Genomic DNA, 22134 nt, shown 5'->3' on the forward strand with positions numbered 1-22134 from the left:
GATGCGCGGCGTCGCGCCGCCATGGGGTAAAGTCTTGCAAAAATATCTGTCGCTTCTGCTTTTCCTCGTCCTCGTGCTGGGCGGGGGCCTTCTGATCGGCTACGCGACACTGCCGGGTGCTTGGTATGCGTCGCTGGCCAAGCCTCCCTTCAATCCGCCCACTTGGGTTTTCGCGCCGGCCTGGACCCTGCTCTATGTGCTGATCGCGGTGGCCGGCTGGCGGACATGGCAGCGGGAGCCGTCGGGCACGGCGATGAAGATCTGGGGCACCCAGCTCGTCCTGAATTTCCTGTGGTCGCCGACTTTCTTCGGCGCAAAAATGATGGGGCCGGCCCTGGTCGTCATCGTGCTTCTTCTCGCGAGCATCGTGCTGTTCATTGCGAACGTCTGGAACCGCGATCGGGCTTCCGGCTGGCTGTTCGCGCCCTACGCGGCATGGGTGGCGTTCGCCACTCTGCTCAACGCTTCGCTTCTCTGGTTGAACTAGGACGCCTCGATGTCGTTTTGTTGCAGTGCAGCAAAAGCATTTGCCTGCCGCTCATGCCTCTGCGATAAGCTTTCCCGGCAAACGTGAAGGCAATGGTGATGGCAGCGAAGATCGTACCGGCTCCAGACTATGAGGATCGCGTCAGGGCATCCTTCGCACGCCAGCAGGCGATGGCGACGATCGGCGCCGAACTGACATTGGTCACACCAGGCATCATCGAGATCGAGATGCCCTATTCGGCCGCACTGACCCAGCAGCACGGTTTCCTGCATGCCGGCGTCATCTCGACGGCGCTGGACTCGGCCTGCGGCTATGCGGCCTTCTCGCTGATGCCGGAAAATTCCGGCGTGCTGACCATCGAATTCAAGGTCAACCTTCTGGCGCCGGGCAGGGGCGAGCGCTTTCTGTTCCGCGGGTCGGTGACCAAGCCCGGCCGCACCATCATCGTTGCCGACGGCCAGGCCTATGCCTTCGCCGCCGACGGGGAGGCCAAGCTGATCGCCACCATGACCGGGACCATGATGACGGTGGTCGGCCGCGACGGCATAGCAGGGTGAGGAGCGGTCCGCGCAGCGGACCCCCAAATGGGCTTTTCGAGCGACGAACGCCCGGAGCCATTGGCGAAGGGCCGGGACAGGGAGAAGCAGATCATGACCGGTAACGTCGTGCGCATTGGCGGCAAGGATGTCCTCTTCGTCATGGCGGCGCAGGCCGAATACGGCCCGCATTTGCAGCGGCTGTTCACGCCGCTGATGACCGGCGTCGGCCCGGTCGAAGCGGGCGTCAGGCTCGGTGCCGAGCTCTCCTGGTTGAAGTCGCAAAAGGCATTGCCCGATCTGGTGGTTTCGCTCGGCTCCGCCGGCAGCCGGACCCTGGAGCAGACCGAAATCTACCAGGCCATCTCGGTGAGCTATCGTGACATCGATGCCTCGCCGCTGGGCTTCGAGAAGGGCGCCACGCCGTTTCTCGACCTGCCGGCGGCCGTACCGCTGCCGTTTCGTATTCCCGAAATCAAGCAGGCGACACTGTCGACCGGCGGCGCCATCATTACCGGCTCGGCGTACGAAGCGATCGCCGCAGACATGGTCGACATGGAAACCTTCGCCTGCTTGCGTGCCTGCCAGCTTTTCGACATCCCGCTCATCGGGCTGCGCGGCATTTCCGACGGCGCGGCTGATCTGAGGCACGTCGGCGACTGGACCGAATATCTGCACGTCATCGATGAAAAGCTAGCCGGCGCCGTCATGCGCCTCGAACAGGCGATCGGTTCGGGTTTGCAGCGGGCGGCTTCGGCCAACGATCAGGCCAGACCTGTCTGAAAGTCAGGCACCGCAACCCATTGCGCCGACTCGTTTCTTTCTCTAAACGCTCGCCATGACAACAGCCAATCACCCTGACACCGTCCTGATTGTCGATTTCGGCAGCCAGTTTACCCAGCTCATCGCCCGCCGCATCCGCGAGGCCGGCGTGTTTTCCGAGATCGTGCCGTTCCAGTCGGCCGAGGCGGCGTTCCAGCGCATCAATCCGAAAGCGGTGATCCTGTCCGGCGGCCCGGCCTCGACCGGTGATGTCGGCAGCCCGCGCGCACCGCAGATCGTCTTCGACGCCGGCGTGCCGGTGCTCGGCATCTGCTATGGCCAGATGGCCATGTGCGTGCAAATGGGCGGCGTCGCCGAAAGCTCCAACCATCGCGAATTCGGCCGCGCCTTCGTCGAGATCGAAAAGGACAGCCCGCTGTTCGAGGGCCTGTGGGCCACCGGCCAGCGTCATCAGGTGTGGATGAGCCATGGCGACCGGGTCATCGCCCTGCCGCCGGGTTTTCAGGTGTTCGGCAAGTCGGAAAGCTCGCCCTTCGCCATCTTCGGCAATGTCGAGCGCAAAATGTACGGCATCATGTTCCACCCCGAGGTGGTGCACACGCCCGACGGCGCCAGGCTGCTGAGAAATTTCGTCCACAACATCGCCGGCATCGAAGGCGACTGGACGATGCGCGCCTACCGCGAACACGCGGTCGAGGCGATCCGCAAGCAGGTCGGCAAGGGCAAGGTCATCTGCGCGTTGTCGGGCGGTGTGGATTCCTCGGTCGCTGCCCTTCTGATCCACGAGGCGGTCGGCGATCAACTGACCTGCATCCTCGTCGACCACGGCCTGATGCGCAAGGACGAGGCGGCGGGCGTGGTGGCGATGTTCCGCCAGCACTACAACCTGCCGCTGATCCTGGTCGATGCCTCTGAAAAATTCATCTCGGCGCTGGAAGGCGAGTCGGACCCGGAAAAGAAGCGCAAGACCATCGGCCGGCTGTTCATCGAGGTGTTCGAGGACGAGGCGAAAAAGCTCGGCGGCGCCGATTTCCTGGCGCAGGGCACGCTCTATCCCGACGTCATCGAGAGCGTTTCCTTCACCGGCGGCCCGTCGGTGACCATCAAGTCGCACCACAATGTCGGCGGCCTGCCCGAGCGCATGAACATGCAGCTGGTCGAGCCGCTGCGCGAACTGTTCAAGGACGAGGTGAGGGCGCTGGGCAAGGAGCTCGGTCTGCCCGAAAGCTTCATCGGCCGCCATCCTTTCCCGGGCCCCGGCCTCGCCATCCGCTGCCCGGGCGGCATCACGCGCGAGAAGCTGGAGATCCTGCGCGAGGCCGACGCCATCTATCTCGACGAGATCCGCAAGGCTGGCCTCTATGACGCGATCTGGCAGGCCTTCGCCGTGCTGTTGCCGGTGCAGACCGTGGGCGTGATGGGCGATGGCCGCACCTACGAATTCGTCTGCGCGCTGCGCGCCGTCACTTCGGTCGACGGCATGACGGCTGATTTCTACCACTACGACATGGCATTCCTCGGCGCCGCCGCCACCCGCATCATCAATGAAGTGCGCGGCATCAACCGCGTGGTTTACGACGTGACGTCGAAGCCGCCGGGAACAATCGAGTGGGAATGATTCAGACCCACTCAAACGTCGCCGAAAATACGCCAATTTGCGACGTAACGGACTGAAAACAAAAATAAATCCTTTCAGGGACAATCAGCGACAATCGGCACGCAGAGATTGGCATTGACGGCCCGCTTGCCGGACCTTCCGCATATTGCCCACCCGAATTTTTCTGAGTACCGTCACAGTCAATGAGGCTAGTGACGGTACTTTTTTGCCCCATAAGGCATTGAAGAAAACAGGAATTTTCTGCCGAGAAGCCTCAAAATTGTACTGACGGTACTTTTTCAGGAGGCAGTAGGCATGCTGACGGATGCCGCCCTTAAGGCGCTGAAACCAAAACAGAAAATCTACAAGATTGCGGACCGAGACGGCATGTATGTCAGGGTCATGCCCAGTGGCGCGATCTCGTTTCGGCTGGATTACAGGCTCAACGGGCGTCGCGAGACGGTCTATCTCGGCAGGTATGGGCGGGACGGAATCTCGCTCGCCTTGGCTCGAGAGAAGTGCCTTGACGCGAAGCGCGCTGTTCGCGAGGGACGATCGCCGGCCATCGAGAAGCAGCGCGCGAAGCGCCGCCTGAAAGAGGCTAAGAGTTTTGGCGAGTTCGGGGAGAAGTGGCTCACAGCCGCGCCGATGGCCGACAGCACGCGCGCCATGCGGCGCTCCATCTTCGAGCGAGAGCTTCTTCCGGTCTGGCGCAATCGCCTCCTGACGGAGATCACTCCGGACGATCTACGAGCCCACTGTGGCAGCATCGTCGAACGTGGTGCTCCTGCGACCGCTATCCACGTGAGAGACATCTTGAAACAGATTTACGGCTTTGCGATCCTGCACGGGGAGAAGGTGGCCAACCCGGCCGCTGAAGTTGGGCCCGCATCGATTGCTACGTTCGTGCCAAAGGACCGTTCGCTTTCGCCTTCAGAGATTCGCGTGATGCTGAAGCAGCTCGAGCACATCGCCACACTTCCCACGATCCGCTTGGGAATGCGGCTTTACCTGCTCACGATGGTGCGAAAGAGCGAGCTGCAGGACGCGGTCTGGGACGAGGTCGATTTCGAGAATGCGGTCTGGACGATCCCGAAAGAACGCATGAAGCGATCGAAGGCGCATAACGTCTACCTGTCACGCCAAGTGCTCGACATCATGATTGCGCTGAAGACCTGTTCAGGAAATTCCAGATACCTTCTCCCATCGCGGTACGATGCGGATGCACCGATGTCGCGCGCCACCTTCAACCGCGTCACCTACGCGGTCGTCGAGCGGGCGAAGGCCGAGGGGCTGCCTCTGGAGCCGTTTACGGTTCATGACCTGCGGCGAACGGGCTCGACGCTGTTGAATGAACTTGGTTTCAACAGCGATTGGATTGAGAAATGCTTGGCGCACGAGGACGGGCGCTCGTCGCGTGGTGTCTACAACAAGGCGGAATATGAGGTGCAACGCCGCCACATGATGCAGGAATGGTCGGATATCGTCGATGCCTGGGTCGGCGGCAAGAAATATGGGCCGACACTGATCCCGCCGTCGCTGCCGATCTTGGAGCCTGATCCGGCCCTTTGATTCCACACAACGCATCACGCACGTTCTCGCCCGAGGTTCGCCGAGTTCGTTATTCCTGCCAAGCATTAATATGAAACTTTGTGGCGCCGGTATTATAGCTGGACGATAATATGATGAGGCGGTTCGGGACTCACTACTGCATTAGTAAGCCACTTTTTGTGATTCCTATTAACGCTTGACGTTAATAACGTGTGCAAATATGATTCTTGATAACGTTTTACGATAATAAGAGGATTCCGATGGCTTTCGAAGGACGGAGCGGGCGATATGTCCGACAGCCTGCCGGCTATCGCGCTTTTATACCTTCGCCGTTGCCACCTCAGCCGCCTCTGGCGATTGATGCCGAGCTTCAAAGTCTCCTCTCAAGAGCGGATCGGGCTCTAGGACGGCTTGATGGATCCATACAGACCCTTCCCAATCCCGATTTGTTTGTGATGATGTATGTTAGAAAGGAAGCCGTTCTATCCAGCCAAATCGAAGGAACTCAGGCATCCATAAATGATCTTTTGAAAGCAGAGGCGGAAATCTACGATCAACAAATGCCAAAAGATGTTGATGAGGTCGTCAATTATATATCTGCGATGAATCATGGGATCAGCCGGCTCGACGAACTGCCTCTGTCGGTTCGCTTGATCACGGAAATTCACGAAAAACTCCTTCATGGTGTTCGCGGACATAAGCTTCAACCGGGAGAGCTTCGCCGAAGTCAGAATTGGATCGGCCCAGGCGGAAGCAACCTAACTTCCGCTAGTTTTGTCCCACCTCCTCACGAGGAAGCTGCGTTAGCATTGAGCGACCTTGAAAAATTTCTTCACGCTGATGACCATATCCCGCCGCTCATAAAGATTGGCCTGAGCCATGCGCAGTTTGAAACGATCCACCCGTTTCTTGACGGTAATGGGCGGGTGGGAAGGCTCCTCATCGCATTCTTTCTGTTTGAAAGACGCCTGTTGATGAAACCCGTCCTCTACCTCTCACACTATTTCAAGCAACACCGGCAGGAGTATTACGATCGCCTTCAGAGCACCCGCGTTGATGGAGACTGGGAAGGATGGATCAAGTTCTTTCTTAAAGGGGTCGGTGACGTAGCCGAACAGGCGACTGAAACCGCTAGAGAGATCGTCAGTCTCAGAGAGGGCCACAGATCGATAATATCCGATAAATTTGGCAACTCAGCAGGAAAAGCCAACAAGGTTTTGGAGCACTTATACCGGCGACCCACCGTAAGCATAAACAATGTCCGAGACGTTCTTGGGATCAGTTTCCCAAATGCAAGCGCCCTTGTCGATAAATTTGTCGATACGGAGATTTTGGTCGAAATCACGGGGCAAGCTCGCAACAGGCGCTTCTTTTATTCGCCTTACATCAATCTGTTCTCTAACCTATGAACGACCTCGGAATACGTGTTTCCGCGCGCCCAGTGGGTGACAGCGAAATGCTACCGGCGGATGCCGCCTAAACGTGCTGTCTCTTAGGTGTCTTCCAGCGCCTATCACGCCACCTATGGCGTTCTTCAGCCTGATCGGCATTTCTTCACGTCGGGATTTGGTCCGTCGGACGGACGCTCAGCGACTGGCGTCCGTCCGACGGACCATCTTCCCTGGCTCGCACCAGACCTTCGGCTGCACTCCGGCGACCCCACATCGTACACGAAAGTCGAGCCACGTTTGCCGGATCTGCCCAGGCCGCCGACTGGCTTGTGCTACCTACCCAAACGCGCAGCATCATCTTCCTCCATGATGTCTTCGAGTGTCGGGCGCTTGTTGTTGAAGGTCGTCAGCCGGAAATCGAGCCCTACAATGTTCATGAGCGTGAGCAGGCGTTTGAAACCCATGTCGGATACCCTGCCATAATGGCTGTTTTCGAGGGTCTAATAACCGTGACATCAGACGGCATCATGCCGATCATAAGCAGCAAGCTCCGCACGCTTTTTGCTCCTGATCATCATCGCCATCATGCCGCCGGCGTGATCGTGCCGACGTGACCATCAGTGATCTTCGGCGGGGTGGATGGTTATCACAGATGTCCCGAATCTCGGGTTAGCAGCTTTCGACGTTCGCGACCGCTCAATCTGGTTTATGGACGCCTACCTGAGGCCTGAACCGGGTGTTGGCGCGACCTGCCCAGTGGACCTTGCGGCGCCATGCGTCCGCCGCAGCGGCAAATGTGTCCAAACTGATTGATCATCGACACTGTACCGTGGCGATCGTCCCCTATGCCTACGGTATTTGTGCCCGATCTCGCGCTCTGACAGGAGAGGCTTTCCGTAAACGCACATCAGGAGGACTCGCTCGGGGGATCGGAACTGCCCTGCGAGCCTGCAGCCAGGCTTCTACTTCGGCAAGATCCCAAACCACGCACCGAGGGGTGAGAGCGAAGCGTCGTGGAAATTGCCCGCGTTGTTCCATTTCATAGATTGTGCTGTCGGCCAGAGGTACGATTTCGCGCAGCTCCTTGCGGCGGATCGTCCGCTTTGTTGCACTTTTCCCGGGACCAGTCATGGCGCCATTCCTCCATCGCTAAGCAGACGATTGAAGCTGATGGTCTTCAGGGATGGAAATGGCGAAAGCCGGCAAGCGTATGCAGGGCGGTCTTTTCGTACATATCGGCCGGTGAGGGTTAGCTGTGGCCCGGATCGACCATGCGTCATGCGCGGCGGATCGCTTCCTGCTCCGCGGTCACGTTAGCGAGCAAAGTTTCATATGGCGCCCTTCGCCGGGGGCGGTCGGTCCCGCATCCCGCCTCACGGCGGCGCTATGCTGATGCTCCTTCGGCCGCCCTGTTGAACCGGTCTCAGGGCCACGAACCTGCTCCAGCACCGAACTGACTTATTCCCGCTGACGGACATTTCGGTTCTTCCGCCTTGTACGCCCTTTTTCACATTGGTCGGGAGAGCAGGGGCTCTCCCGACGGACAGTCAGAGGAGGGGCCGGTTTTTCGCGACGGGTTGAAAGCGGAAGGAGAGGCCTTCGGCGCCCGTCGCGGAGAACCGCGATGCCTGTCCGGACCAATCGAACCTATCCCGTCGCCGACCGGTCGAACCTCTACGACGAGATCACCGGCAAGATAATTGCCGAGCTGGAAGCTGGTCGTTTTCCGTGGGTTCAGCCATGGAGGACGTCCGCGGCAAAAGCGTCGCTTTCCCTGCCGCATCGCGCATACAGCGGGATCAACGTGCTTATTCTCTGGGGTGCCGTCGTCGATCGCGGGTTCGCAACACAGAGTTGGATAACCTATCGACAGGCCTTCGCGCTCGGCGGGAACGTCCGCAGAGGCGAGCGCGGGACAACGGTCGTTTATGCCGATCGTTTTGTCCCGGATCGTGAGAAGAAGCGCGCTCGCGAGACGGGCGAGGATGCTCTTGCCATCCCCTTCCTCAAGCGCTTCACCGTTTTCAACATCGAGCAATGTGAAGGGCTACCTGACGAACTCGCAGCTTCGGCCCCGCTGTCGGTGGCAAGCCCGATCGAACCGCAGGTCGAGGCGCTGATCAAGGCCATCGGTATCGACTTCCGTATTGGCGGCGACAGGGCGTTCTATGTGCCTGCCCAGGATTATATACAGGTGCCTCCGCCCCAAGCTTACTTTGAGCCGATCAATTGGCATCGGACAGCTTTGCATGAGCTCGGACATGCCACTGGTCACAGTTCACGCCTGGATCGCAAATTCTCCGGCTCTACCGCCTCCAGAAAATATGCGTTCGAGGAACTTGTGGCGGAGATCAACGCGGCCTTCTGTTGCGCAGCCTTGGGCATCGTGCCCACGGTTCGGCATGCGGACTATATCGGCTCATGGCTTGAGGTTCTGCGCGAGGACAATCGCGCCATCGTTCGTGCCGCCAGTCAGGCCAGCAAGGCGGCGGAGTGGCTTCTTGGCCACTTGCCGGATGAGGTCGGGGCATCCATCGAGTTGGGCGCAGGCAACGATAGAAAGGCAGCATAACCTTCGTCGACGGGACCTGCGCAAGCGCGGTCCCGTCGATCACGCACCGGCTTCACAGGGTTCCGCCTCGGAATTGCACCCGGCGGCCCAGCCGTTCGGCATAGGGATCAAGCGCTAGCCGCGTTTCATCGATCCCACTCATTATCGGCTCAAGCAGAAACTGCGTTCACGGCTACAAGCCGTCCAAGCGTGCGCGCCGTGCCGGCTCCGCTGTCGATCAACGGCGTGCCGGATCGTGCTGGCAAGAGAGGGAGAGGGTTGGAGGGATTTCGTGACGGGTTCAAGGCTGAGAGAGAGGCTCTCGGCGGCCCGTCGTGGAGAAACCTCGATGGCCAACGCTGTTCAGAAGATCACTCTGTCGCCTTCGCGCGACATTCCTTTCAACAAGCTGGTGCTTGCTCAAACCAACGTCAGACGGATCAAGGCCGGCGTCTCAATAGAGGAACTCGCGGCCTCGATCGCCCGGCGCGGTTTGATCCAAGGCATTCATGTTCGTCCCGTGCTCGATGCCGACGGCGAGGAGACCGGAATGTTCGAGATCCCCGCCGGAGGGCGCCGCTACCGCGCCCTCGAAATGCTTGTCAAACAGAAGCGGCTTGCCAAGGTGGCGCCTGTCCCCTGTGTCGTCGGGCGTTCGTCCAGCACGGTACTCGCTGAGGAGCTATCCCTGGCGGAAAACATCGAACGTGCGCCACTTCATCCTTTGGATCAATATCGCGCCTTCAAAGCTCTCTTCGACCAAGGCATGGCCGAGGAAGAGATTGCTGCCGCCTTCTTCATCTCAGTCAACATCGTCAAGCAGCGTCTGAAGCTCACAACCGTATCGCCGGCGCTTCTCGATGTTTACGCCGAGGACGGCATGACGATCGCCCAGCTGGAGGCATTCTCCGTCAGCACCGACCACACCCGACAGGAGCAAGTCTGGGAGGCGATCAAGAACAGCTGGTCGAAAGAGCCATACCAAATTCGCCGCATGCTGACCGAGAATACCGTCCGCGCCTCCGACAAGCGGGCCGTGTTCGTCGGCCTCGAGAGCTATGAGGCGGCAGGCGGCGAAGTGCTACGCGATCTGTTCCAGTCGGATGATGGCGGTTGGTTGCAGGATGTTCCGCTGCTTGAGCGGCTCGTCATTGAGAAGCTCCAGATGATGGCCGACGAAATCGCCAACGAAGGTTGGAAGTGGATTGAGGTCGCGGTGAGTTTCCCTTATGGCGCGGCGGACGGTTTGCGTGAGCTCGAGGGCGCGCCAATCGACCTCGGCAGTGATGAGCAGGCAACGCTCGACACGCTCCGCAACGAATTCGACAAGCTGCAGGCGCAGTATGAGGAGGCCGACGAGTTGCCTGACGAGGTCGACCAGCGGTTTGGCGAGATTGAAACCGCGATCAAGTCGATCGAGGCGCGCCCCGTCCAGTTCAATCCGGTCGAAATCGCGTGTGCGGGTGTGTTCGTCAGCATCGACTCGGACGGAGCGCTTCTCGTCGAACGCGGTTACGTGAAGCCGGAGGATGAGGCGCTTGTTCCGTCCGACGGCAACAACGATCCCGACGTCGACGGATCCGCCGTCTCGGCCACAGGCTCGGGTCAGCGGGCCGTCATCACCATCGATAGCCAGCCGGCCGACACAGAGGATGATGACGAAGATGGCATCAAGCCATTGCCTGATCGCCTGGTGATGGAACTGACCGCGGATCGCACGCTGGCTCTGCGCGACAAGCTCGCCAACGATCCCGCGACCGCCTTCCTGGCCGTGCTCAACAAATTCGTCCGCGACGCTTTCTCTCGCTACAGCGCGCAAGGCGCGGCGATGGAAGTCCTTGTCCGCGGGACAATCTTTCCGGTCCAGTCCGAAGGTCTTCGGGATACGGCATATGCGCGCTCGATCCAGGCCCGCCACGAGGCCTGGGAAAAGCGTCTTCCAAGTGACGTCGCCGAGCTATGGAACGCTCTCTCCGGACTCACGGGCACCGAGCAGGCTGAGCTGTTCGCCCATTGCGCATCCTTGGGTGTCAATGCCCTCTACGAAAGGGCCGATCGCTACGGCAACGGCGGGATCTCCACGCACGGTGTGCAACAGCGCCTTGCCGACGCCGACAATCTTGCCCGGGCAGTCGGACTCGACATGATTGATGCCGGGTGGCGACCCACTGTCGGCAACTATCTCGGCCGTGTCACCAAGGCGCGTATCCTGGAGGCCGTTCGCGAGGGCGCCGGCGAGCGCGCCTCCCAGCTCATTGACCACCTCAAGAAGGGCGACATGGCCAAGGAAGCCGAACGCCTGCTCGCCGATAGTGGCTGGCTGCCTGAGCCTCTGCGGCTTGTCGACGTTGATGTGGAAGCAGTCCACACCAACGCTGGCGACGAAGATGAAGCTCTGCCTCAATTCCTGGCAGGTGACAACGATGTAGCCTTGGCCGACCAGGATGAAAAACAGCTAGACGCCGCCGAATAGGCCGTCTCCTTCCGCGTCCCATCGCCCGGCTCTCGCAAGAGGGCCGGGCGTTTTTGCGTTCGGTCGTGAGAGTGAGTGTCCGGCGGGACGAGTTGAGCCCGTTCGGTCAGAGAGAGCGCCGATGGGCTTTTCCCGGTCTCGCTCTCCAGAGGACCTCCGATGAACTTTTTGTCTCCGAGCGCGGCCGCAAATGCGGCCCCTTCCGCCGCTACGCCCATCGATCAAGCCGCAGCAGTCTATGTGGCAGCCCTGCGTCTACTCCCTCTCCTCGAATGCGGTCAGCGCGTCGATGCCGTCGTGCTGCGAGCCGCGATGGAAGCCTCATTCGCGGCCTCCGACACAAGCGGCGCTTGGGACTGGAAGACGGCCTATGACGCCTGCGAAGCCGCGACCGTTCTGTTTCTTCGCAAATACGGCAGGTCGCTTCTGCACAAAGCCGGCTCCGTGACTTCCGCCTTGCCGCTTTTCAGCCGGATTGCGGACCTTCTGCCCACCCATACCCGCCGCTCCGAGGAAAGCCAGGCGCTGCAGCAATTCTCGACGCCCATCCCGCTCAGCCTCGCGGCCGTCACGGCTGCGGCCATAACGCCGGCTGACCGGGTGCTTGAACCCTCCGCCGGCACTGGTCTGCTTGCCATCCTCGCAGAGATCGCTGGCGGCTCGCTTCTGCTCAACGAACTTGGGGAGATGCGTGCGGGCCTCCTGTCCAATCTTTTCCCGGCCCTCACGGTCACACGCTTCGACGCGGCGCAGATCAACGACCATCTCGATCCCGCCAGCTTGCCCACCGTTGTGCTGATGAACCCGCCGTTCTCGGTCCTCGCCAATGTGCAGGGTCGCGTCGCGGACGCTGCCTGTCGCCATATCGCCTCGGCACTCGCGCGGCTCGCCGACGGTGGCCGGCTGGTCACCATCACCGGCGCCGGCTTCGGACCGGCGATGCCGGCGTGGCGCAATGCATTCGAGCGCCTGCAGGAGCATGGCCGCGTCGTCTTCACCGCTACGATCAGCGGCGCCGTCTACGCCAGGCATGGCACTACGATCGAGACCCGACTGACGGTCATCGACAAGACGCTGGCTGGCGATCCGTCCTTCATTCCGGCCTCGCCCGGCTTTGCGCCGGATGTCGCCACATTGCTCAGCTGGATCGAGAAGCACGTTCCGGCACGCCCGCCGATCGCCGAGGCGGCCAGGGTCGTTCCGGCCATCACCGCACTCCGGACGGTCCGCGGTTATCTCGCTCGCACTGTCGCAGGCCCGGCTCAGCGGCAGCTGTCCGAGCCGGTCGGCTTTGAACTGTCGTACGAGACGGTCGATTGGACGCCAGACGACGGAGCACGGCTGACCGACGCGATCTACGAGGAATTCGGATTGCAGACGATCCGTATTCCGGGTTCCCAGGCGCACCCGACAACGCTGGTCCAGTCCGCGGCGATGGCGTCTGTCGCGCCACCGAAGCCTAGCTATCGGCCGACCCTGCCCGGCGGTATCCTGACGTCGCTCTCCGACGCCCAGCTCGAAACCGTGATCCTGGCCGGCGAGGCACATTGCGGGTTTCTCGCCGGATCGTGGTCAGTCGACCACACGCTCGATGTTGTCAAAGCAGCACCCGATGACGCGCCGGCAGCCGTGCGCTTCCGGCGCGGCTTCTTCATCGGCGACGGGACCGGTGTGGGCAAGGGCCGGCAGTCGGCGAGCATCGTCCTCGACAACTGGCTGCAAGGCCGGCGCAAGGCCGTGTGGATCTCGAAATCAGACAAGCTGCTTGAGGACGCGCAGCGCGACTGGGCCGCGCTTGGCATGGAGCGTCTGCTGGTCACGCCGCTCTCGCGCTTCGCGCAAGGGCGCACCATCATGCTTCCAGAAGGCATCCTGTTTACAACCTATGCCACGCTGCGCTCCGACGACCGCGGCGAAAAGGTTTCGCGCGTCAGGCAGATCGTCGAATGGTTGGGCTCGGATTTCGACGGAGTGCTCATATTCGACGAGGCGCACGCCATGCAGAATGCCGGCGGCGGCAAGGGAGAACGTGGCGATGTCGCGCCCTCACAGCAAGGTCGCGCCGGCTTGCGCCTGCAGCATGCTCTGCCCGGCGCGCGTGTCGTCTATGTCTCCGCCACCGGTGCAACCACCGTCGCCAATCTGGCCTACGCCCAGAGGCTTGGCCTCTGGGGCGGCGAAGACTTCCCGTTCTCGACCCGCGCGGAGTTCGTCGAGGCGATCGAGGCGGGTGGCGTGGCAGCAATGGAGGTGCTCGCCCGGGACCTTCGTGCGCTCGGTCTCTACACGGCACGCTCGCTCTCCTTCGACGGCGTCGAATATGAACTGGTCGAGCATGAACTGACGCCTGAGCAGCGGCGCATCTACGATGCCTATGCCGGCGCCTTCGCCGTCATTCACAACCATCTCGACGCGGCCATGCGGGCCGCCAACATCACCGGCGACAGCGGCACGTTGAACCGCCAGGCCAGGTCCGCCGCGCGCTCGGTTTTCGAAAGCGCCAAGCAGCGCTTCTTCGGTCACCTGCTGACATCGATGAAGACGCCGACGCTGATCCGCTCGATCGCGCAGGATCTCCAGTCCGGGCATTCGACCGTGGTTCAGATCGTCTCCACCGGCGAGGCGCTGATGGAACGCAGGCTGGCGGAGGTCCCGACGCAGGAATGGAACGATGTTCGTGTCGACATCACGCCACGCGAGTATGTACTCGACTACCTCGCGCATTCCTTCCCGGTCCAGCTCTACGAGCCCTTCACCGATTCCGATGGCAACCTGTCGTCGAGGCCGGTCTTCCGTGACGGCCAACCAGTGGAAAGCCGTGAAGCGGTTGCGCGCCGCACCGCGCTGATCGAGAAGCTCGCCAGCTTGCCGCCGGTGCCTGGCGCGCTGGACCAGATCGTCCAGCGCTTCGGAACGGATATCGTGGCAGAGGTGACGGGCAGGTCGCGACGGATCGTCCGAAAGGGCGAACGGTTGCTGGTCGAGACCCGTGCGGCCTCGGCTAATCTCGCCGAGACACAGGCCTTCATGGATGACATCAAACGTGTTCTCGTCTTTAGCGATGCTGGCGGGACAGGACGAAGCTACCACGCCGACCTGTCGTCGCGGAACATGCGGCTCCGCATCCACTATCTGCTCGAGCCGGGTTGGAAAGCCGATGCGGCGATACAGGGTCTCGGCCGCACGCACCGGACCAATCAGGCGCAACCACCGCTGTTCCGACCGATCGCCACCAATGTGAAAGCCGAGAAACGCTTCCTCTCGACGATTGCCCGACGCCTCGACACGCTGGGCGCGATCACGCGCGGCCAGCGCCAGACCGGTGGGCAGGGCCTGTTTCGGCCAGAGGACAATCTGGAATCGCATTATGCGCGCGATGCGCTGCGCCAACTCTATCTGCTGATCGTCCGCGGCAAGGTGGAGGGCTGCTCACTCGAGCTGTTCGAGCAGACCACGGGGCTGACGCTGACGGACGAGAACGGCATCAAGGACGATCTGCCGCCGATCACCACTTTCCTCAATCGCCTCCTGGCACTCACCATCGAGCTGCAGGACGTCTTGTTCGCGGCTTTCGAGCAGTTGCTCACAGCCAAGGTGCAAGGCGCCATCGCGGCTGGGGTCTACGACCTCGGGCTCGAAACGCTGCGAGCGGAGAGTTTCATCGTCACCGATCGGCGGGCGATCTACACCCATCCTGGCACCGGCGCCGAGACACAGCTTCTCACCATCGATCAGCGCCAGCGCAACCGACCCATGCCCGTCGAGGAAGCTGTCGCTCAACTAGACGATCCGCGCGCCATCCTGTTGGTCAACGAACGCTCAGGTCGCGCTGCCGTGCAAGTGCCCGCGCCATCGTTCATGCTCGATGATGGCGAAATCGAGCGGCGGGTCCGGCTGATCCGACCGATGGAACAACACCATGCCTCGCTGCGCATGATGGAGGGAAGCCATTGGCAGCAGGCTGATCGCGAGACCTTCGCCGCCGCCTGGGATGCCGAGGTCGCGAGCGTCCCGGCTTTCTCGGACTCGACCATCCACATCGTCGCGGGGCTGCTGCTGCCGATCTGGAAGCGACTTCCAAACGAATCGAGCCGGGTCTATCGGCTTCAGACCGACGAGGGGGAGCGCATCATCGGTCGCAGGGTTTCGGCAGCCTGGGCCGCCGGCGCGCTCGCAACCGGCGTCAGCACGATCACAGCATCAGATGCCTTCAACGCCCTTGCGGATGGGCGAACGATGCTCGACCTCGACGAGGGACTTCATCTGCGCCGCGTCCGCGTCATGGGCGCCAATCGCATCGAGCTGTCGGGCTTCACCGATACCATGCGCGAGCGGCTAACGGCCTACGGACTTTTCCACGAGATCATCTCCTGGAAGCTGCGCATGTTCGTGCCCGCGGACGCCAGCGGACCTGCGGTGCTTGCCAAGGTCATCGAGCGTCATCCAATACAGCGCATCAGCGAGAGGGAGGCCAATTGATGGCACCTCGCGATGCATCCGCACTGGCGTGCCGTCTCGCCCAGCGGGCGGAGGCGGTGTGCCGCCATTATCTGGCCAATGGTCGCCGCGTTGGCAACTACTGGCTGGTTGGCGATGTCAGCAATGCGCCGGGACGCTCGATGTTTGTTCGTGTCATGGGATCGGATTCCGGCAAGGGGGCCGCCGGGAAATGGACCGATGCTGCCACGGGCGAGCATGGCGACCTTCTGGACGTCATTCGGGAATCGCTTGGCCTTGTCGATTTCAAGGACGTCTGCGACGAGGCGCGCAGCTTTCTGTCGATGCCGCTGACGACGAACGAACCAAAGGACCGGTGGAAGCAAGCCGTTCCCGCTGCCGGCGGCTCTCCCGAAGCGGCGCGGCGGCTGGTCTCCATATCGCAGCCGATACCAGGAACGCTTGTGGAGGCGTATCTGCGCGGACGCGCGATTACAGCCTTGCATGAAACCGGGAGCCTTCGGTTTCATCCGCGCTGCTATTATCGTCCGGAGTGCGGCCCGACCGAAACATGGCCGGCAATGATAGCGACGGTCACCGACCTCAAAGGCAAGCTCACCGGCGCCCACCGCACCTGGCTCGATTCGCGCGGGTTCACCGAGGCCCATCTCGGCCGCGCTCCGGTCGACACGCCGAGACGGGCCATGGGCGAACTGCTCGGACACGCCGTCCGCTTCGGCGGCTGCTGCGATGTCATGGCCGCTGGCGAAGGCATCGAGACCATGCTCTCGCAACGCACCGTCCTGCCCGCCATGCCGGCAATCGCAGCCCTGTCGGCGGCCCATCTGTCCGCAATCCTGTTCCCCGACACATTGCGGCGGCTCTATATCGCCCGCGACAATGACCCTGCTGGCGACGCAGCTGTGACAACCCTCATTGAACGCACCAAAGCGGCTGGTATCGAGGCGATGGTCCTGACACCGCAACTCGGCGACTTCAACGAGGATCTGCGTCTGCTCGGTGCCGATGCCCTGAGGGCGATCCTGCGGGTCCAGATCGCGCCACAGGATATCACGCGCTTCATGGCGCTGGCTGCCTGACCGGAAAGGGGAAGAGAGGGGCGGCATGCCAGGGATGTGTGGCCCGGGTGCTCAAGGTGGACCTTCGCTGGGGCGAGGACCGGCCCACGGCCTTCCAGAGGGCGATCGGGCGCTGGCCGATCCGGACAGGCAATGCCCGCGCCCGGATATTTTCCGGCGGCCCTCGCCACCCCACGCGGCGGGCCGCGCGGGGCCCCGTCTTCGGGCCTTTCCATCGCGAGACAAAATAGCCGGGCTTTGCCATCCTCCACTGCCGTTCCGGCCCTGCGCTGGCGCTTCGGGTGCAAGTCCGGACCGTCCATCGCCTTCGTCGCCATGAAGGCCGCGATGGGCGCGGCCGATCCGACAAAGGCAAGCCGCCATGAGCACCGAGCACGATACCGACTTCGAGCCGCAACCCGCATCATCACCCATCGACCACGTCCTTCAGGAGCTTCAGCTCTACGGCTACCGTCCCTTCGACGACGAACCCGATCCGCGCCCGCTTCCCGAAGGCCGGGTCGTTGCAGCCAGCATCGCCGACATCTTCGACGCTCTCCTGGTGGCGATGGCCGACACACGCCTTGAGCCCGACCTCGAGGAGCTGCTGTGGGGGACGGTCAATCTGTTCCATCGCGCGACCAAGCGGATCGAACGCCAGCTCGATGAAAACGAGCTTTGCCAGCAGCGGCTGCAGCGCGAACAGGATGGATCCGAGGTCAAGTCTGTCGAACTCGAGCGGCAGATCGCCCAAGGTCAGACGCTGCTAGAACGCCGCAACGCTTTTGAATTGATGCGCGACCAGGCCGCCGAACATTACGAGCGTCACACCCACTCGATCTGGCGCCCGCGCTCGGGCTCTGTCGTCAACCATCGCCACCTGACCGCAGCAATGATCGACAGCCGGGACTTCATTGCCGCGAGGAAGCATGCGGACAACCAGGTGCTGTTGCCACCCGGACCGAAAGTCGCCTTCACCGGTGGGCTCGATTTCAACGATCATCGGCTGATCTGGGCCAAGCTCGACCAGGTCCACGCCAAGCATCCGGAAATGGTCCTTCTGCATGGCGGATCACCAAAAGGCGCCGAGTTAATCGCGGCCAAATGGGCTCACAGTCGCAAGGTGCCACAGATCGCCTTCAAGCCGGACTGGACCAGGCATGCCAAGGCCGCGCCCTTCAAGCGCAACGACGCCATGCTCAACACCTTGCCGATCGGCGTCATTCATTTCCCTGGCTCTGGCATTCAGGACAACCTCGCCGACAAGGCCCGCAGGCTCGGCATTCCGGTGATGAAGTTCGGCGCCACGTGAAGGGGCCACCGGCCCACTCGCCTCAAGTCATTCGCCCTGATTTCCATCGCTCCCGACGCGTTGATCGGACGACCGCTCCTGCCGATGTGGCTTCGATGAATGCAAGGCGGCGAACATGAGGGTCACATCTCTTCTTGCCCTGGAAGGGAGGACAGAGAACCGATCACCGCGTTTGTCGGCGTAATTCCTTGATCCGGTCCGAGGGCCTGATGCCATCAACCCGTGAAGGGTCGGACTACGCAAAGCGTGCCGCCGTTTTGGCTGCGCCTTCACGGTGATTGCGGCCCTCGGCCGGACACATCGGGCGCCTGTCACGCGGGGATCGTCCCCGCTTCCAGAACAGGAGCCGGAAAGATGTCCCTCATAGAAGCCAATGCCTTCGCCTTCAGCCTCGCCACCAGCCTGATGGTCAGCATCGTCATCTTCCGCGCCGGCGACGGGACACTCACGGTCGTGCGGGCCGACGAGTATGAAGGAGAGGTCTCCCAGATTGTCCGCGAAATCGATCCACACGAGCCCTGATCCGAAGAACCTTCGGCCGGGCTTTGCCCCCCGCCGTGGAGACACCCTACAATTCGAACCGCAACTGCCGCTGATCGGGCGGCAGCACATCGCCGAGCGTCGAAAGCGTGACGCCCAACAGCCGGATTCCCTTCTGCACCGGGAACACCGACCTCAGGAGATCGGCCGCGAGTTGCTCGAAATCAGCGAGTTCGATCGGCGCCGCCACCGTGCGGCTTCGCGTGATCTGCTGGAAGTCGGCGAATTTGATCTTCAGCGTGACGGTCCGGCCCCGAATGCCTTTGCCTTCACAGTATCCCCAGACCTTGGCGACCAGCGGCCTGAGTTCGGCGATTGATGCATCGAGATCGACGATGTCGGCTGCGAACGTGTCCTCTGCGCCGATCGATTTGCGTGGCCGATCCGGCTCGACCGCGCGTTCGTCGATGGCGCGCGCGATCTGATAGTACCAGAGCCCCGACTTACCGAAATGCTGCTGCAGGAAGGAAAGCGGCCTGTCCTTGAGGTCGGCGCCGGTCTCGATGCCAAGCGCTTCCATCTTCGCGGCGGTCGCGGGGCCGACACCGTGAAATTTCTTGACTGGCAACGTTTCCACGAAGGCGGGTCCCTGGCGCGGCGTGATGACGAACTGGCCGTTTGGCTTGTTCTGATCGGACGCCATCTTGGCGAGAAATTTGTTGTACGAAATGCCCGCGGAAGCGGTGAGACCGGTCACCAGCAGGATCTTCGCCCTGATCATTTCCGCGATCGTCGTGGCGGACGTAATGTCGAGCCGGTTCTGCGTCACGTCGAGATAGGCCTCGTCGAGCGAGAGCGGTTCGATGAGATCGGTATGTTCGGAAAACACCTCGCGTATCTGAGCCGAGACTGCCCGGTAGACGTCGAAGCGAGGCGGCACGAAGATCAGTTCGGGGCATTTGCGCTTTGCCGTGACCGAAGGCATCGCGGAGCGAACGCCGAAGGCGCGGGCCTCGTAGCTTGCGGCCGCGACCACGCCGCGGGCGGCGACTCCTCCGACGGCAAGCGGCTTGCCGCGGAGTTCTGGATTGTCGCGCTGTTCGACCGACGCGTAGAACGCATCCATGTCGACATGGATGATCTTGCGCGGGCCAGCGCCGCGTTCAGGGGCCATTTGCTTGCAATGTCATTTTGGCGGGGTTCTGAGCTTCGTACTGAAGGATGCTACTATCTTCAGATCGCAAATTCAGCCTGCATACGACCCTGGCGGAGACGCGAAATCGCAAAACTTGCTCCCGGAAGGGGACGAAGGACCTCGTGTTCCGGATGCGTCATGTCGAGCCAAGCCGAGCGCTCGTCCCGGTGCAGCACCGCCATCTGGCGATTGTGGTAAGGCGCAATATCGTCGTTGGCCTGGATCGTGAGGATTGCGTAGGCTTCCGGCCAATCGCGCGTCGCTGGCCGCCAGATTCCGGCGAAGTAGAACCAGTCACCGCTTGCGAGGCGAAAGCTGTAGCTCTTTCCCTGGCTGCGATGCCGGAATTCGGACGCCGGCACCAGGCAGCGATGGCTCGGGAACGATCGGTCCTCGGCGCGCACGACCGTGAAAGGTCGCCCGCCTGGTTCCCTGGGTTGAAGTCCCCACGGCAGCTCTAACATCTCAACATCGCCGCCGCAGCGTCTTATGATTATGCGGCGTTCGTCGAGCGGTGCGTCGGAATCGAAAACTCTTGCGCTCATAGCCAAAAGAACATAACAGGAACATGATTGCAGCGCAACGCCGAGACCCGGGTGACACATGTGCAATGATTATCGGCTGATGGTGGATGTCGCCTCGATCGTGGAGGATTTCGCCGATCTCAAAATCAAGATACGCTTCAGCGAAGGCGCGCCGAACATCGAGGCGCGCGCGGATATCAAAATAACGGATATCGGTCCTATTATCCGCCCGATCGACGGCGCGAGCGGCGAGGGTGATCTGGTTCAGCGCCGGTGGAGCTGGCCCGGACAAAACAAGCGGCCGGTCTACAACTTCCGCTCGGACGGTCGCGAGTTCGCCTCGAACCGCTGCCTGATTCCGGCCGATGGCTTTTACGAGTTCACCGACCCGACCGAAAAAGGCAAGAAGCGCAAGGACAAGTGGCTCTTCACCAAACGCGACGAGCCGATCTTCTGCATTGCCGGCATCTGGCGCGAGACCATTGATGTCGGTGAGGCGTTCACCATGCTCACGATGGAACCGGGTCCCGACATTGCCCCGTATCACGATCGGCAGATCGTGATCCTGGAGCGGAAGGATTGGGCGAGCTGGCTTGATCCATTGGTATCCGCCGCATCTCTGATCAAACCGCTTCCGGCGGGCACGCTCTCGGTTGAGCAGGTCGGATGATGGGCTGTCTGGTGCCGGCGATTTCGACGTGCGCCCGAGCCGGCCTCGTATTATCGGAACGCGGTTCGTGGTCTCGGAATTGGTCGCAGACCAAGCCTGATGCACGATGTGGGCGCTGAGGCGGGCTATCGCCGACCCGCTACTGGACGGCCACTCTCTTGCGCCACTCCCAAGGCTGCTCAAACGATCCGATCCATAGTCCAGACTTCGCTACTCGAGCTTCAGCTTGGACCCGTGCATAGTAGCCATCGCTGTATTTCGGCCAGTCGAGGGCGTAGCCGCGCCTGACCAACCACTCTGCGATATCAACGCCGCCGGCTGTGCAGACAGCCACCATGCGCCCAAACTGGTCTCGCCCGACCTCGATGCATGATGTGGGACGGCGTGCGTCGAGGAAGTCCGCGAGGGCAAGGGATGACCGCTGCCCGCAGCGGTATTTCTTGCCGGACCCGTCCAAGCACATCTGAGCGCTTTCAGGCGCGTCTATGCCGCTGAGACGGATCCGCGTGCCGTGAATTTCGATTGTGTCGCCGTCAATAACAGACGGCACGCCAATCAGCGGCTCGGCCATGGCATCTTGGGCGCCGAGAACCATGGCCAGCGAGACTAACCCGACGCGCGCTATTTTGTTGCCAATCGCAGTGTTACAGCTTCGCATGGTGGGTAAGGGTTTTCCTAAGGTGTTGAGGCTGTGTCTTGCTGTTGCGCTGTTGGCGATGATTGGCGCCCAGCCAGCTTTTGCTACGAACACCCCGTGCAGCGGTCATAAGGGTGGAATCTCACACTGCCAGGGCAGCACCTTTATTTGCAACGACGGTTCGGTCAGCGCCAGCAAAAAGAACTGTTCGGCGGAGATGGGTGGGGCGTCCGGTCAAGCCCTTGGGCTTATCGGCGGCGGATCGTCCGAGATGGCACCCGCAAGCGAAGGTGAGTGCAGTTGCCGGGGCGGACACTTCTGCACCGGACCCCGCGGCGGCCACTATTGCATCACCGACAGCGGGCACAAGAGCTACCTGAAAAAGTGATGAGCGGAATGGTCGCGGCACAGCGCTTCAGGCAGTGTTGACG

The 22134-nt window shown here is 61.6% G+C and carries 20 protein-coding genes; 15 read left to right on the forward strand and 5 right to left on the reverse strand.

Features of this window, described 5'->3' with window-relative positions:
- Window position 1 precedes the first annotated feature (1 nt).
- The 6 genes from LB569_RS03020 (at window position 2) to LB569_RS03045 (ending at window position 6363) form a co-directional block, all read left to right on the forward strand.
- Window positions 2-487, forward strand: coding sequence for a TspO/MBR family protein (locus tag LB569_RS03020; RefSeq protein WP_140709194.1), 486 nt, complete (start codon window positions 2-4; stop codon window positions 485-487).
- Window positions 488-585: 98 nt separating this feature from the next.
- The gene (locus tag LB569_RS03025) at window positions 586-1044 is read left to right on the forward strand and encodes a PaaI family thioesterase (RefSeq protein WP_023686843.1); all 459 of its coding nucleotides are present in this window, start codon (window positions 586-588) and stop codon (window positions 1042-1044) included.
- 93 nt (window positions 1045-1137) lie between these two features.
- Window positions 1138-1806 (forward strand): 5'-methylthioadenosine/S-adenosylhomocysteine nucleosidase, encoded by a 669-nt coding sequence (locus tag LB569_RS03030; protein WP_224690995.1) that lies wholly within the window; start codon window positions 1138-1140, stop codon window positions 1804-1806.
- Window positions 1807-1861: 55 nt separating this feature from the next.
- Window positions 1862-3424 (forward strand): glutamine-hydrolyzing GMP synthase, encoded by a 1563-nt coding sequence (gene guaA, locus LB569_RS03035; protein WP_140709190.1) that lies wholly within the window; start codon window positions 1862-1864, stop codon window positions 3422-3424.
- Window positions 3425-3718: 294 nt separating this feature from the next.
- Window positions 3719-4975: a tyrosine-type recombinase/integrase gene (locus tag LB569_RS03040; RefSeq protein WP_224690996.1), complete on the forward strand. Its 1257-nt coding sequence runs from the start codon at window positions 3719-3721 to the stop codon at window positions 4973-4975.
- 239 nt (window positions 4976-5214) lie between these two features.
- Window positions 5215-6363, forward strand: coding sequence for a Fic family protein (locus LB569_RS03045; RefSeq protein ID WP_224690997.1), 1149 nt, complete (start codon window positions 5215-5217; stop codon window positions 6361-6363).
- A 314-nt stretch (window positions 6364-6677) separates the two neighbouring features.
- On the opposite strand, the gene LB569_RS31765 is transcribed toward LB569_RS03045, so the two are convergent.
- The gene (locus LB569_RS31765) at window positions 6678-6809 is read right to left on the reverse strand and encodes a hypothetical protein (protein ID WP_263494094.1); all 132 of its coding nucleotides are present in this window, start codon (window positions 6807-6809) and stop codon (window positions 6678-6680) included.
- An 18-nt stretch (window positions 6810-6827) separates the two neighbouring features.
- Here LB569_RS31765 and LB569_RS31770 point away from each other — a divergent pair, with 18 nt between their 5' ends.
- The gene (locus tag LB569_RS31770; RefSeq protein WP_263494096.1) at window positions 6828-6959 is read left to right on the forward strand and encodes a hypothetical protein; all 132 of its coding nucleotides are present in this window, start codon (window positions 6828-6830) and stop codon (window positions 6957-6959) included.
- A 235-nt stretch (window positions 6960-7194) separates the two neighbouring features.
- Here LB569_RS31770 and LB569_RS03050 read toward each other — a convergent pair whose 3' ends face one another.
- Window positions 7195-7476, reverse strand: a complete 282-nt coding sequence (locus LB569_RS03050) for a helix-turn-helix transcriptional regulator (protein WP_224690998.1) — start codon at window positions 7474-7476, stop codon at window positions 7195-7197.
- Between the two features lie 493 nt (window positions 7477-7969).
- On the opposite strand from LB569_RS03050, the gene LB569_RS03055 reads away from it, so the two are divergent.
- From LB569_RS03055 to LB569_RS03080, 6 genes are all read left to right on the forward strand, one after another.
- Entirely contained in the window at window positions 7970-8917 is a 948-nt protein-coding gene (locus tag LB569_RS03055; protein WP_224690999.1) for an ArdC family protein, read from the forward strand.
- Between the two features lie 328 nt (window positions 8918-9245).
- Window positions 9246-11369: a ParB/RepB/Spo0J family partition protein gene (locus LB569_RS03060; protein WP_224691000.1), complete on the forward strand. Its 2124-nt coding sequence runs from the start codon at window positions 9246-9248 to the stop codon at window positions 11367-11369.
- A gap of 159 nt (window positions 11370-11528) precedes the next feature.
- Window positions 11529-15848: a strawberry notch-like NTP hydrolase domain-containing protein gene (locus tag LB569_RS03065; protein WP_224691001.1), complete on the forward strand. Its 4320-nt coding sequence runs from the start codon at window positions 11529-11531 to the stop codon at window positions 15846-15848.
- Window positions 15848-16906, forward strand: coding sequence for a toprim domain-containing protein (locus tag LB569_RS03070; RefSeq protein ID WP_224691002.1), 1059 nt, complete (start codon window positions 15848-15850; stop codon window positions 16904-16906). The genes LB569_RS03065 and LB569_RS03070 overlap by 1 nt, the downstream gene beginning before the upstream one ends.
- Window positions 16907-17267: 361 nt before the next feature.
- The gene (locus tag LB569_RS03075) at window positions 17268-18197 is read left to right on the forward strand and encodes a DUF2493 domain-containing protein (protein ID WP_224691003.1); all 930 of its coding nucleotides are present in this window, start codon (window positions 17268-17270) and stop codon (window positions 18195-18197) included.
- 354 nt (window positions 18198-18551) lie between these two features.
- A complete protein-coding gene (locus LB569_RS03080) occupies window positions 18552-18719 on the forward strand; it encodes a hypothetical protein (RefSeq protein ID WP_224691004.1) in 168 nt (55 codons plus the stop codon).
- A gap of 46 nt (window positions 18720-18765) precedes the next feature.
- On the opposite strand, the gene dinB is transcribed toward LB569_RS03080, so the two are convergent.
- The gene (gene dinB / locus LB569_RS03085; protein WP_224691005.1) at window positions 18766-19851 is read right to left on the reverse strand and encodes a DNA polymerase IV; all 1086 of its coding nucleotides are present in this window, start codon (window positions 19849-19851) and stop codon (window positions 18766-18768) included.
- Between the two features lie 59 nt (window positions 19852-19910).
- A complete protein-coding gene (locus tag LB569_RS03090) occupies window positions 19911-20417 on the reverse strand; it encodes an SOS response-associated peptidase family protein (RefSeq protein WP_224691006.1) in 507 nt (168 codons plus the stop codon).
- A 58-nt stretch (window positions 20418-20475) separates the two neighbouring features.
- Between LB569_RS03090 and LB569_RS03095 the strand changes: the two genes are divergently transcribed.
- The gene (locus tag LB569_RS03095; RefSeq protein WP_224691007.1) at window positions 20476-21066 is read left to right on the forward strand and encodes an SOS response-associated peptidase; all 591 of its coding nucleotides are present in this window, start codon (window positions 20476-20478) and stop codon (window positions 21064-21066) included.
- A gap of 139 nt (window positions 21067-21205) precedes the next feature.
- Here the strand turns inward: LB569_RS03095 and LB569_RS03100 are convergent, their stop codons facing one another.
- Window positions 21206-21637, reverse strand: a complete 432-nt coding sequence (locus LB569_RS03100; protein WP_224691008.1) for a thermonuclease family protein — start codon at window positions 21635-21637, stop codon at window positions 21206-21208.
- Between the two features lie 22 nt (window positions 21638-21659).
- Between LB569_RS03100 and LB569_RS03105 the strand changes: the two genes are divergently transcribed.
- The gene (locus LB569_RS03105) at window positions 21660-22091 is read left to right on the forward strand and encodes a hypothetical protein (protein WP_224691009.1); all 432 of its coding nucleotides are present in this window, start codon (window positions 21660-21662) and stop codon (window positions 22089-22091) included.
- Window positions 22092-22134 lie beyond the last annotated feature (43 nt).

This window comes from Mesorhizobium sp. BH1-1-4 (assembly GCF_020165665.1).
Classification (GTDB): domain Bacteria; phylum Pseudomonadota; class Alphaproteobacteria; order Rhizobiales; family Rhizobiaceae; genus Mesorhizobium.

Bases quoted from the DNA above. Each gene is read 5' to 3' on its own strand.
- LB569_RS31770 (WP_263494096.1), top strand. From the start codon at position 6,828: ATGGCTGTTTTCGAGGGTCTAATAACCGTGACATCAGACGGCATCATG.
- LB569_RS03070 (WP_224691002.1), top strand. From the start codon at position 15,848: ATGGCACCTCGCGATGCATCCGCACTGGCGTGCCGTCTCGCCCAGCGG.
- LB569_RS03065 (WP_224691001.1), top strand. From the start codon at position 11,529: ATGAACTTTTTGTCTCCGAGCGCGGCCGCAAATGCGGCCCCTTCCGCC.
- LB569_RS03080 (WP_224691004.1), top strand. From the start codon at position 18,552: ATGTCCCTCATAGAAGCCAATGCCTTCGCCTTCAGCCTCGCCACCAGC.
- dinB (WP_224691005.1), bottom strand. From the start codon at position 19,851: ATGGCCCCTGAACGCGGCGCTGGCCCGCGCAAGATCATCCATGTCGAC.
- LB569_RS31765 (WP_263494094.1), bottom strand. From the start codon at position 6,809: ATGGGTTTCAAACGCCTGCTCACGCTCATGAACATTGTAGGGCTCGAT.
- LB569_RS03060 (WP_224691000.1), top strand. From the start codon at position 9,246: ATGGCCAACGCTGTTCAGAAGATCACTCTGTCGCCTTCGCGCGACATT.
- LB569_RS03040 (WP_224690996.1), top strand. From the start codon at position 3,719: ATGCTGACGGATGCCGCCCTTAAGGCGCTGAAACCAAAACAGAAAATC.
- LB569_RS03105 (WP_224691009.1), top strand. From the start codon at position 21,660: ATGGCCAGCGAGACTAACCCGACGCGCGCTATTTTGTTGCCAATCGCA.
- LB569_RS03030 (WP_224690995.1), top strand. From the start codon at position 1,138: ATGACCGGTAACGTCGTGCGCATTGGCGGCAAGGATGTCCTCTTCGTC.
- LB569_RS03020 (WP_140709194.1), top strand. From the start codon at position 2: ATGCGCGGCGTCGCGCCGCCATGGGGTAAAGTCTTGCAAAAATATCTG.
- LB569_RS03050 (WP_224690998.1), bottom strand. From the start codon at position 7,476: ATGACTGGTCCCGGGAAAAGTGCAACAAAGCGGACGATCCGCCGCAAG.
- LB569_RS03090 (WP_224691006.1), bottom strand. From the start codon at position 20,417: ATGAGCGCAAGAGTTTTCGATTCCGACGCACCGCTCGACGAACGCCGC.
- LB569_RS03045 (WP_224690997.1), top strand. From the start codon at position 5,215: ATGGCTTTCGAAGGACGGAGCGGGCGATATGTCCGACAGCCTGCCGGC.
- LB569_RS03075 (WP_224691003.1), top strand. From the start codon at position 17,268: ATGAGCACCGAGCACGATACCGACTTCGAGCCGCAACCCGCATCATCA.
- LB569_RS03055 (WP_224690999.1), top strand. From the start codon at position 7,970: ATGCCTGTCCGGACCAATCGAACCTATCCCGTCGCCGACCGGTCGAAC.
- guaA (WP_140709190.1), top strand. From the start codon at position 1,862: ATGACAACAGCCAATCACCCTGACACCGTCCTGATTGTCGATTTCGGC.
- LB569_RS03100 (WP_224691008.1), bottom strand. From the start codon at position 21,637: ATGGCCGAGCCGCTGATTGGCGTGCCGTCTGTTATTGACGGCGACACA.
- LB569_RS03025 (WP_023686843.1), top strand. From the start codon at position 586: ATGGCAGCGAAGATCGTACCGGCTCCAGACTATGAGGATCGCGTCAGG.
- LB569_RS03095 (WP_224691007.1), top strand. From the start codon at position 20,476: ATGTGCAATGATTATCGGCTGATGGTGGATGTCGCCTCGATCGTGGAG.